This is a genomic window from Microcoleus sp. PH2017_08_TRC_O_A (assembly GCF_020738665.1).
In the GTDB taxonomy this organism is placed as follows: domain Bacteria; phylum Cyanobacteriota; class Cyanobacteriia; order Cyanobacteriales; family Microcoleaceae; genus Microcoleus.
Genome location: NZ_JAEQCE010000003.1, coordinates 1 through 12,124, shown reverse-complemented (window position 1 = coordinate 12,124; position 12,124 = coordinate 1). Strand labels below are relative to the sequence as shown.

Here is a 12,124-nt window from a genome sequence, read left to right as displayed (position 1 = left end):
AGTGCGAGCTCCCGACAGCACTACAAATACAGAACTGAGATGCTCCCGAAAGCTTATAGGAAAGAAACTATCGATTACCAATTACCCATTACCAATTACCCATTACCAGACATACATCATTTTTTGGATAAAGGTTATACAATTTAAATGCAGTACAGCTTCACGACTAAATTATCAACTATAAGTATCCGCCACTTAACGCTCAGTTAACAACACAAACAAACAAATTTGTCAAGTATCCTCACACAGATTTTTTGCAACAACTACTAACGAAAAGGAGCAATAACCGTGGCAAAGATTTTAGTAATAGAAGACGAAGAATCGATTAGAGAAAACATTTTAGAGTTACTGGAAGCCGAGAATTTTGAAGGCATTGGAGCGAACGACGGTAAAGTCGGTATCAAATTGGCGATCGCACAAATCCCCGATTTAATTTTGTGCGACATGATGATGCCGGAAATTGACGGTCACGGCGTCCTCAAAGCTTTGCGTTCCGACCCCATAACTGCCACAATTCCGTTTATTTTCCTCACAGCCAAAGCCGATAAAAGTGACATTCGCACTGGCATGGAAATGGGAGCAGACGATTACATTACTAAACCTTGTACGCCACAAGAACTGCTAAAAGCAATTGCTATTCGACTTGATAAACAGAAAACAATTAGCAAGCAATCTCAAAAAACCCTAGACGAATTACGCATTAATATTAGTATGTCGCTCCCCCACGAATTGCGGACTCCTTTGAATGCTATTCTGGGCTTTTCCGAGTTAATTTTGTCAGAATATCAGGTGTTCGAGGATTCAGACATCTTAGAAATGATCGGTCAAATTAACACTTCAGGTCATCGCTTATATCGGCTGATTCAGAACTTTTTGCTGTATGCAGAACTTGAGATAGCAGGCACAAATCCCGAACTGCTAAAAGAAATGCGCTGTAGCCAATTTAGCTGCGTACAATCTTTGCTCACTCAAAAAGCGCTCCAGCAAGCGAAACAGGTGAATAGAACAGATGATTTAAAATTAAATTTGCAGGATGCGTCGGTAGCTATTGATTCTATGAGACTTACAAAAATTGTTGAGGAACTGCTGGACAATGCCTTCAAATTTTCTTTAGAAGGAACGCCAGTTTTATTAAGCACTTTCGTGGAAAATGAGACTTTTATTCTGTCTGTCAAAGACCAAGGCCGCGGCATGACTCCCGATCAGATTGCACAGCTAGAAGCTTACAGGCAGTTCGATCGCAAACTTTACCAACAACCAGGTTTGGGATTGGGCTTGGCCATTGTTCAACGCCTAGCAGAATTGCACGGAGGAAAATTTAAAATAGAAAGTTTGCCACAGCAAGAAACAATAGTTTCCGTTTCCCTGCCAATCTAAACAATTTTAGATTTTATATTTTAGATTTTAGACTTGGGGATGATTTACTAAATCGGGGTTGGGATCTTCCCTAAAGTTACATTATTTTGGGAAAAAGTAAACCAGAATTATGGTATTCTAGATTAAAATTGCATATTTAAATCTAGAATACCCATCTCCCCCTCTCCCGGGAGCATCTCAGTTTTGTATTTATAGTGCGAGCTCGCAAGAGCTCGCGTATTGTACAATACGCGAACTCTTGCGTGCTCGCACTCAAAGAAAAAATGCTTTTTATAAAAATGATATGCTCCCCATTCTTCCCCTCTCCCCCTCTCGAACATAACAGACAATCTCTCCGGCGAACAAAGCTTATGCAGGAGCGATCGCCCGTTTCACACATCGGTGCATATAAATTTGAGCTACCTTATCCCCAGGATTGACTTGCAAGCACGCCGAAAACAATCTTGTAGCTTCGAGAAATTTGTCACTATTGTAGAAAACCAAACCTTGCTCAAACATTGTCTTTGTATCTAACTTTTTCTGCCGCAACTCGGGCGGATCGGCCGTAAATATTTCATAAACCGTTACCATGCGCGATTTGCCTTTGACTGTAACGCGATCGATCAACCTAAAATCATAAACATCATTTAACTGTACAAAAGTATTGTGAGTAATTAACATCGAAACTCCATACTCTTTCGTCAAACTTTCCACGCGAGAAGCTAAATTAACCGCATCGCTAATCACCGTGCTATCCATCCGATTTTGCCCCCCCACCGTGCCTAACATCAAAGAACCCGTATTGATGCCAATGCCAATTTGTAGCGGCGCGCGATCGGGCCGACTGCGACTCATATTATACTCGTTAAGCTGCTGTAGCATGGCAATTCCAGCTTTCACCGCATCGTCCGCACTGCCATTAAACAGCGCCATAATTGCATCGCCAATGTATTTATCAATAAACCCAAAATTTTCAGTAATTGCAGGCTCCATCCGCGACAAATAAGCATTAATAAATTGAAAATTTTCTTCAGGACTCATCTGTTCTGAAAGAGCCGTGAAATTCCGAATATCTGAAAACAACACCGACATTTCTTTCTGCACCTGATCGCCTAATTTTACATCCAGAATACTTTCATATCCCAGAAAGTGTAGAAATTGGTGCGGCACAAACCGCCCGTAAGCATCTGTTAATTTTTCTTCCGCTGCTAAAGCCTTTTGCAGCTCATCTGTGAAGTTGCGGCGCTCGGTTTCTACCTCTTGACGCTCTGTGATATCTTGAAAAACTGCGATCGCGTAAACAATATTTTTCCGTTCGTCGTAGATTGGAGTCGCCCAAATCTCGATCGGCACAATCCTCTCCGGGCGGTGAATTTCTGCATCATCAGAGTGCACCACTTCCCCCCCCAGCGCCCGCACAATCGGTTGTCTCTCGCTTGGATACAGCTCATTAGTTCCGGCGCAGTAAGTTTGATAAACTTCCGGCAAAGTGCTAGGAATAACATCAGAAACCAAGCCTTTGCCAAGTATTTTCTCAGCCCAAGAATTCATGTAACAAGGTTTCCCAATACCATCAACCACAAATATACCCACCGGCACCGCTTCCAGCAATTGAGTCAGCCGATTTTCGCTTTCTAACAGTGCTTCATTGAACTTTTCTTCAGCTATCAAAGCTTTTTCCAAATCATTCGTAAACTTCAGGCGTTCCGCATCTACAAGTCTTCGCAAAGTAATATCCTCAGCAAAACCCTGGTAGTAAAGCAGTTCACCCCTAGCATCAAAAACAGTACGTGCATCCTCAGAAATCCAGATAATACTGCCATCTCGGCGGTAAACTTCCGACTCAAACTCAGACACAGTACCGTACTGTTCCATCAACGCAAAAAACTCTTGACGGCGGTGCGGTTGCACGTACAATTGCCGCTGAATCTCATTAACACTTGCCATCAATTCTTCAGGGGAATCATAGCCGTAAATTTGAGCGAGAGCAGGATTAGCGCTAATCAAAGTTCCGTCAGGTGCAGTCTGAAAAATACCTTCGAGAGCATTTTCAAATATCCGGCGATACTTCTCTTCAGCTTGCACCAGCGCTGCTTCAGCTTGCTTGCGTTCCGTAATATCAGTAAAAGCAATAATCCCGTAGCAAATATCCCCGAGAGAATCATAAATAGGAGTCGCCCAACTCTCCACCGGAATAACCTTATTACCAGTCCGAATTTCTACACCCTCAGTCCGCACACTTTCGCCCCGCAGCGCCTGCATAATTGGCAATTCTTCCACAGGACATCTCTGATTAGTTCCGGCTTTATAGAATTGATAAATTGCTGCTTTCTGCTCCGAATTAATATGGGGTACAGTGCCTTTCCCAAATACATCCCGCGCCTTTTGATTAGCATAAAAAGATTGACCGTTCGCATCAAGCACGCACACGCCCAACGGCATCGCTTCCAGGTATTGCGTCAACCGACTTTCGTTTTCGTGGAGTTTAGCAATCAGCATCGCCTGCTTGCGGTTTAATCTTGCCAACTCCTGATTCATTTCCTGAAGTTCTATTTGTTTTTCAGCTAATTGTTTATCTTGAAAATATCTGTAGATTGCCTCAGTAACAGTTAATTTTAAATCATCGGTTTGCCAAGGCTTAGGTATGTATCGGTACAATTTAGCATAATTAATAGCATTGGCTACCGCCTCCAAATTAGCCTGCCCCGTCAGCATAATCTTGAGAGTTCTCGGCGAGATGGCATGAACGCTTCTCAATAGCTCGTCTCCTTTCATATTCGGCATGATATGATCGGAAATAATCAAAGGAACTTCATACTGTTCTGCTAAAAGTTCAGACAGCAATTCCAAAGCTTCTTCGCCGCTTTGGGCAGTTTCAATTAAATATTTATCTTCAAAGGCTTTTAGCAGGTCTATTTCCAGACTATCGAGTATAGTCTGCTCATCATCCACACAAATAATCACAGGTTTTTTCATAACTTTGCTAGACCAGACTTAATCGCTTCAATTAATTCTTGATTTTGCCAAGGTTTTTGTATAAAAGCATGAAGATTGGCTTGAGATTTTGTGCGTTCAATTGCTTCTTTGTCCGCTTGTCCTGTCAGCATAACTGTCACAATCTGCGGATATTTTTGATGAATTTTAATCAGCAACTCATCTCCTTTCATTCCAGGCATCAACCAATCAGAGACAATAACTAGAATGTTAACCTCATCTTCACACAGCTCTTCAATAATCTCCAGTGCTTCGGCAGCACTTTCAGCAAATTCGCAAAGATATTTACCCTTAAATGCCTGTTGCAGTTCAATTTCCAGACTTTCCAACACCGCTACTTCATCGTCAACACACAAAATTGCTGGTTTAGACATCGCTAGTTTCCTCCTTTCGTCTGGCAGGGTGAACCCGGATGGGCAGCACGCCGTTTTCCAAATTCTACATTCCGCGCGCCTAGACTGCAAATTTTTAGCCCCAGATTTCAGTCTGGTGTTTTACCTACTCAATTAAATTAATCGGCAAAGACACTGTAAATGCAGTTTGACCGGGCACTGACTCCACATCAATTGTACCCTGATGTTTTTTAATGATTTTTTTGACAATATCCAATCCTAATCCGCTGCCTTCTCCCGCTGGTTTGGTCGTAAAAAACGGCTCAAAAATTTTCGGCAAAATCTCCGGTGAAATTCCAGCGCCACTGTCGGTAATTTTTACGGCAAAGTTGGTATCTTGCTGCAAGGCGTCAATTGTTAAAGTTCCTTGATTGTCCATCGCTTGTAAGGCATTGTGAATTAAATTTGTCCAAACTTGATTGAGTTCGTCTGGATAACACAATACCGGAGGCAATTGAGCTTGATAGTTTCTGACGATTTCTACACCTTGTTTTAGCTGGTTCTGATAAAGAGTTAATACAGTTTCAATTCCATCAGTGATATTCACTTCTAGTTTATCCCCATGCACATCGTAACGCGCATAATTTTTGAGAGCAAAAACGACTTTTGCAGCGCGTTCTGTAGCGGTAGCGATGGTTCTGGCGCTTTTTTGAATACTAGCAAAATCGTAGGCGGTTTTGATAATATTTTCGCTGTCAGGGTCTTTGAGCAACGGCACGAATTCTTGCACATTTCCTTGCAATCCGATATTGACTAAAATGCTAGCAAGGCTGTCAGCATTATCAATCCCTTCCGCATCTAGTTGCTGCTTCACGCCTCTTTTAAATTCCCGTTTTTCTCGCGTAGATAAAGAGTAAGTTTGTTGGCGGGAACTGTACATTAAACTCAAAAAATCATGCTGGCGTTCGGCAGACAGTTCTTTAAAAAAAACTGGCAAACTGTCGAGATTGTTATCCAAAAAGCCGGTAATATTCCCAATAGACGATCGAATCGCCCCTAGCGGCGTATTAATTTCGTGAGCAATGCCTGCAATCAGTTGCCCTAAGGCAGCCATTTTTTCCGATTGAACTAATTGCTCCTGAGTTGCTTGCAGTTGCTCTAAAGTGATTGTCAGTTCATCGTTTTTCTGTTTGAGTTTTTTTTGCAACTGGCACATTGCTAAATGGGTTTCTACTCTAACTAGCACCTCTTCCATCTGAAAGGGTTTGGTAATATAATCTACTCCGCCTACAGCAAAAGCTTTAACCTTATCTAGTACGTCATTTATCGCGCTGATAAAAATCACCGGAATGTCGCGAGTGCGTTCATCAGCTTTGATTTTTTCGCAAACTTCATACCCGTTCATTTCGGGCATCATAATATCCAGCAAAATCAAATCGGGAGGCATACCTTGTGCGGCCGAAAGTGCTAACTCGCCGCTCGGTACGGGGCGGACTTTATAGCCCTTGCCATTCAAAATTCCGGCTAGCAGTCGCAAATTCGCTGGGGTATCGTCCACTACTAAAATATTACCGGGAGGGGTACTAGGAATGTCATTATTCATGTGAGCTTGCTTGAGAGATTAACTTTAAAACTTTGTCGTACTCGAAATTTTCTATACAATTGGCGATCGCAGCAGCAGTTACTGTATCCTTTAATCTAATTTGGTCGATCGAACTCTCAATGAAATCCATATCCACTTTTAGTATGGCCAGCTTTAAATCAGCTACCAGCGACTCAGGCAATTTAAGGAAGTCAGCCGCAGTCATTTCGCGATCGCGCTCTTTGACTGCCGATGAGTTAGCTTGCCCCGGATCTTCATAAATATAGCGTACTCCGATATGTTTGTGCATAGCATCGAAAATATCGGCTTCCCGGAAAGGTTTCCGCATAAAAGCATCGCAGCCCGCCGACAAAATTACAGCCCGTTCTTCCTCCAAAACGCTCGCAGTCAGCGCAATAATAGCAGTAGCTTGACCTTTAATAGTGCCTTTAATGTATTGTGTTGCTTCGTAGCCGTCCATCACGGGCATTCTCATGTCCATCCAAATTAAATGCGGCTCCCAATTGTCCCAAATCTCAATAGCTTCTTGACCGTTAGTAGCTTCTTTCAGTTCAAAACCCAGAGGATTGAGAAGCTTAATCAACAGTTGGCGGTTGAGCAGTTTATCATCTACTATCAAAATTCGATAGGGGTGTTGGTTGGGTTCCAAGGCAATCACATTGCGAGTTTGTTTTGGGATAGAAATATCAGCCGCCTCCACCGCAATAACTTGAATATCAAACTGAAAATTAGTGCCCTTCCCAACAGCAGAATTGACGCTGATTTCGCCACCCATTAATTCCACAAATTTGCGGCTGATTGGCAATCCCAAGCCTGTACCTTCTTGGGAATCTTTGCCTGTCTGGGTTTGCACGAAAGCTTCAAAAAGATTGTCTAATTCATTGGCAGCAATACCTGGGCCAGTATCTTCGACTTCAAAATGAATAAAGAAGGATGAGGCAGAAGTTGAACCGTCATTGTGGCTTTTATAACTCGCATTTTCTGACAAAGTTAAATGTGGAGATTTAATGTTATTACTGACCTCAATTCCTGTATTTTTGTAGGTTTTTGATACAAGATTATTTACTGATTTTTTCTCTCGGTCTTGGCTGATTAAATGCTTGCTAGCTCTGACACAAACACCGCCATATTCTGTGAATTTAAGAGCGTTATTTAGCAAATTAATTAATATTTGCCGCAATTTTAACTCGTCAGTTTCTACGTATTGCGGTAAGTCGGGACTGCGATCGAAAACTAACTGCAAATGCTTGTCGTCTGCTTTGAGTTGAAACATATCGTCCAAGTCGTGTAGCAGGCGATAGAGGTCGAATTTTTTGGGATTGAGGGTGGTGCGCCCCGATTCAATTTTAGATAAATCGAGCACGTTATTAATCAGGGTGAGCAGGTGTTCTCCGCTGCTGCTAATTATGCTAAGATTTTCTTGGTGTTCTCGGGATAGGGTTTGGCTGCGAGTCATCAGTTGGGAAAAGCCGAGAATTGCATTGAGGGGCGATCGCAATTCGTGACTCATGTTAGCCAGAAAGGCACTTTTAGCTTGATTGGCTACTTCCGCCTTGTCCTTGGCTACAGCCAATTCGGCAGTCCGCTCTTGCACTCGGTGTTCTAAAGTTGCAAAAGATTGTTGCAGTTGTTGAGCCATGCTGTTAAATGACTTGGCTAATTCTCCCAATTCGTCGGAACGTTCGCTTTCTACTGTGGTGTCCCATTCGCCTTTAGCAATATTTTTAGCTGCTGTATTTAAGCGCAAAATTGGATTTGTCACCCACCGAGAAGTCTGAATGCCGATAACTACAGCTATGGCTAAAGCTGCCAAACAAAGCCAAATTGTCATGCGAGTATTGGCATCGATTTGTTCGGTGAAATCTGCTTCAGGAACAACTACCACAATCAGCCAGTCCAAACCTTTGCCGTCTTGGAAAGGTAGGACTTTTACAAATTGTCGCTTGCCGTCTATTTCAAAATTTAAGATATAGGAAGTTTTAATTTCCTTTAATTCCCGAAAACGAGCTGCTACATATTTAGCTGTAGCTTGAGTCGAGGGGTCAACACTCTCTTCTGCTTTAAACAGTTCTTTTTTATTATCTTTGGTACGGAATGGTTGTTCGGCTGTTGAAGTTGCGAGTAACGTACCATTTCTTTCGACAATAAATGCTTGACCGGATTTGCCGATCTTGAGACTGTTTAAAAATATTCCAATATGGTCGAGACGCAAAGCAGCAATTAATACTCCTTCTAGCTGGTTGTTATCGTATACAGGTTGGAGTGCGCTGAGTATTAATGTTGGTTCAAGAAACGAAATATAAACTGAGCTCCAAGTTGGTTTGCCGACATTAGCTGCATTTTGGTACGAAGGATGTTCGCGGATGTCAAATTTTTTGACCATTGCTGCTACGGTAGTGCGATCGCCTGTATTGTTAGTATTGTATGAATAAAAATCAAAGCCAGTAGATTTGCCTGACATATTAATCATGAGAGGGCCAGTTGAGAGTTTTTCTCCGGTTCTATAGTCTCCCTTGTTGTTAGCAATAGATGTAAAATTTATATAAGGATATAATTGTACTTGTCGCCAAAGATATTTCTCCCAATCTGATAAATTTTCCATGTTTAACAAGCCCAGTTTGACAGTATCGAGCTTGCTTTGATTGATTTGATGGGGAGTAGTCAGGTAAACTTGCAGGTTTTGCTCGACACGCAAACTCACCTCGCTCATTAACTGAGTGGCAAGATTATTAACTGCTTTTTGTCCGTTTCTAAAGGAGAGATATCCTACGAGTCCCACGGCTGCGACGATTTGCAGCACAAATGGAACTATGAGAACAGTTCTCAGCGATAATTTATCTAACATTTTATCAATCATAAGATTCAGAGGTTTGGTGAACTTAGCCTAGAACCGTTCTTGGAGAGCTTATCTTAACAGCAGCGCCATCTACTACCTACTAGCTAGAGGAAATTGATGCGGGCTGTATTAGCTGTGGTAGACGCTGAACCGCGATCGAATGTGAGCCTAATCTTTGCTTAGATTAAAGTATATTATTTTACCCATTGTCCTATTATTTTGAGGATAATTGTCAAAATTTGCCGTCTCAGGCTGCGAGAAGTGCCTGATACACGATACGCGCGGGCGAGTAGAACCCGCATCGGCCCAGCGGTTTGGAGAGGGTCGATCGAATTTGCTCGATCGACTAGCCATTTTCGACAAGACGTGTTATACTCGAAAAAGTCGAGGGCACGTAGCTCAGTGGATAGAGCATCAGGTTCCGGTCCTGAGGGTCGGGGGTTCAAATCCCTCCGTGCTCACTGAAATTAATAAAAAGATCGATCGTTCGCGATCGATCTTTTTTATGACCAATGTTCAACAGTTGACAGTTGACAGTTGACAGTTGACAGTTGACAGTTGGAGAGCGACCTCTACCCAGAAGGATGAGGATTGGAGTAATGAATAGTCTGATTTTAATTTCTCCCGGGCTTGGGGCTTTCAATCAATTATTTCTGGTAAAGGAGTTCTGGCTGTGCGGGCGATTTCAGAACACAGCAGCGCGCACCGCACACCCTACAACAGACTGCCGATTGTCAAATATCGTCATCGTTTTGACCTTGCACGCCCTGGAGAATCCGCGATAACTCACTCTTCTCATTAACCGAAATCCGAGTTGGAGAACCGCTGATTATCCGTTCGTAGCCACGGAACGAATCTTTAATTTGTGGGCCTCTTTCAGTAATCGTGTATTCTCGAATTCCTTTGTCGTGCCACGAACCGCGCATCTTAAACACATTAATTGCCCGCGACATTTCGCCTCGAATCTCTACATACTGAAGCATGATAATCGTGTCAGTAATTGTAGAAATATGGGAGTCCGTAATCGAATGAGAACCCATAAACTGGTCGCTGGTATTCGTAAAAAAGCCGGTGATTTCTTCCTGCTTCGCAAAACCAGTCACCCCAATCACAAATTGTCTGAAAGCATTATTGCTGACACCCCTAGCTAGGGCTGAAAGCGAGTCTATGGCAATTCGAGAAGGTTTGAACTCAGCAATTTCTGATTTAATCGTCTGCAAGTGGTCTTCCAAGCCCGCAGATTCGGGGTAAGTACACAGCAGCTTCAGCAGTCCTTTGTGTTCCATTTCCTCAAAATCAATGCCCCAAGAATAAGCATTGCGGAACAACTGAGCTCGCGACTCTTCATAGGCAAAAAGTAGTGCCCGATTGCCGTTCATACAAGCATTCTGCAAGAACTTGCTTACCAACAGCGTTTTGCCGGTTCCCGTCGCACCGGTAGCCAAAATAATCGAGTCTTTAAAGAAACCGCCGCCGCACATCTCGTCGAGAGTTTTATCGCCGGAAGAAACCCGCACGTTAGAAGACTTTTGAGTTAATCGCATGGCCCCCAAGGGGAAAATATTAATACCATCATTGGTCATAGTAAAAGGATATTCACCCTTCATGTGAGTTGTACCGCGCAACTTCAAAATTTCGATGGTGCGGCGGCGGCGTTCGCCTTCCAAGACGTTGCGAACAATCACGACATTATCCGACACAAACTCTTCCACTCCAAACCGCGCCACCGGGCCGTATTCTTCAACCCGTTCGGTAGTCATAACTGTAGTTGCGCCTACTTGTTTGAGGCGCGCAACTAAGCGAAAGATTTCTCGGCGCACCACAGATGCAGCTTCGTACTGCTGAAATACGGCTGTTACTGAATCTATAGAAACGCGCTTGGCTTTGTACTTGCGAATGGCGTACTGAATTCGCTCGATTAAAGCAGATAAATCAAAGTTTCCCACAATATCCTGACCTTCTGGATCGGGGGAAGCATCTAAAATAAATAGCTTGCCTTCATCTATTAGCCGTGCCAAATCCCAACCGAAACTGCAAGCATTTTTAATAATATCTGTCGGAGATTCTTCAAAAGTTACGAGGACTCCAGGTTCGTCAAAATGGATGATTCCGTTATATATAAATTGTACGGCAAATAAAGTTTTTCCCGTTCCTGACGTGCCGCTGACTAGGGTGGTTCTGCCGATCGGCATTCCGCCGTGACTGATGTCATCGAAACCCTCAATCATCGTGCGAATCTTTTCAACGCCTGCCGTTACCAATCCTTCTGGTTGCACCGTTTGACTAATTTCATTCATGTCGATTTTTGTCAACTCTCAGTATTCTTTATTTCTCACTCATTAACCCAGCCCATGAGTCTTTATACCCAGCTTGTAATTTGGGTTCTTGCTCAATAACTAATGACTGCTGACTGCGGATCAATGACTGTCTTCTGATTATCTTATGAATTCAGGTCTTCTTCGCGAAGTTCTTCATAGAGCAAATCTAATCCTATCAGAACTTTCTCGCGATCGGACAAATCGCCGATAATTTTTCGCACCGGCGGCGGCAAGATTTTCGCCAGGGTGGGGGTTGCTAGAATTTTGTCCTCTTCTGCTAGCTGAGGATTTTTGAGAACGTCTATGACTTTCAGGGCGTAGACTCCTTGAAATTCCTGTTCTAGGATGTCTTTTAGGGTTTTCAAAGCTCGCACTGAGTTCGGAGTATTCCCGGCAACGTATAGCTTCAGAATGTAGGTTTTCTTCAGAGGACTCATGAACTTTTTAAATGTTGAGTATTAGTTGTCAGATGTTAGTTGTAGTTGTTATTGGTCTTGAATCCGCTGTTCTTTGTTATTTTATAATAATTTCAGCGTCACGATCGCGCTGCCGGCTGTCTTCTCCTTTCTAGTTTGTTAAATTTTTCCGGCGTTGCTGAATCAGGGTATGAGACGAGAAAAAATGCGAGATTGGAGCCGAAAATGATTTCTGGGATTTTGATTGGGAATTGGAACATCTCCAAATT

At 42.9% G+C, this 12,124-nt stretch carries 7 protein-coding genes and 1 tRNA gene; 2 read left to right on the top strand and 6 right to left on the bottom strand.

The window, feature by feature from the left end; genetic code table 11:
• Positions 1-288: 288 nt before the first annotated feature.
• A complete protein-coding gene (locus JGK22_RS01330; RefSeq protein WP_293175659.1) occupies positions 289-1,377 on the top strand; it encodes a response regulator in 1,089 nt (362 codons plus the stop codon).
• Positions 1,378-1,725: 348 nt separating this feature from the next.
• On the opposite strand, the gene JGK22_RS01325 is transcribed toward JGK22_RS01330, so the two are convergent.
• The 4 genes from JGK22_RS01325 to JGK22_RS01310 all read right to left on the bottom strand — a co-directional run bounded on the left by JGK22_RS01325 (position 1,726) and on the right by JGK22_RS01310 (position 9,142).
• Positions 1,726-4,332, bottom strand: coding sequence for a PAS domain S-box protein (locus JGK22_RS01325; protein WP_293189780.1), 2,607 nt, complete (start codon positions 4,330-4,332; stop codon positions 1,726-1,728).
• Positions 4,329-4,724, bottom strand: coding sequence for a response regulator (locus JGK22_RS01320; protein ID WP_293175655.1), 396 nt, complete (start codon positions 4,722-4,724; stop codon positions 4,329-4,331). Before JGK22_RS01320 ends, JGK22_RS01325 begins: the two co-directional genes overlap by 4 nt.
• Positions 4,725-4,848: 124 nt before the next feature.
• Positions 4,849-6,285 carry a response regulator gene (locus JGK22_RS01315; protein ID WP_293175653.1) on the bottom strand — a complete coding sequence of 479 codons (1,437 nt, stop codon included), beginning with the start codon at positions 6,283-6,285 and terminating at the stop codon, positions 4,849-4,851.
• Complete coding sequence (locus tag JGK22_RS01310) at positions 6,278-9,142, bottom strand: hybrid sensor histidine kinase/response regulator (protein ID WP_293204496.1); 2,865 nt, start codon at positions 9,140-9,142, stop codon at positions 6,278-6,280. The genes JGK22_RS01315 and JGK22_RS01310 overlap by 8 nt, the downstream gene beginning before the upstream one ends.
• A 367-nt stretch (positions 9,143-9,509) precedes the next feature.
• Here JGK22_RS01310 and JGK22_RS01305 point away from each other — a divergent pair.
• Positions 9,510-9,582: transfer RNA gene (locus tag JGK22_RS01305), tRNA-Arg, on the top strand.
• Between the two features lie 273 nt (positions 9,583-9,855).
• On the opposite strand, the gene kaiC is transcribed toward JGK22_RS01305, so the two are convergent.
• Positions 9,856-11,418 (bottom strand): circadian clock protein KaiC, encoded by a 1,563-nt coding sequence (gene kaiC / locus JGK22_RS01300; RefSeq protein ID WP_293175649.1) that lies wholly within the window; start codon positions 11,416-11,418, stop codon positions 9,856-9,858.
• 143 nt (positions 11,419-11,561) lie between these two features.
• On the bottom strand, positions 11,562-11,876 hold the full coding sequence (gene kaiB / locus JGK22_RS01295) for a circadian clock protein KaiB (RefSeq protein WP_265233654.1): 315 nt from the start codon (positions 11,874-11,876) through the stop codon (positions 11,562-11,564).
• Between the last annotated feature and the right edge of the window lie 248 nt (positions 11,877-12,124).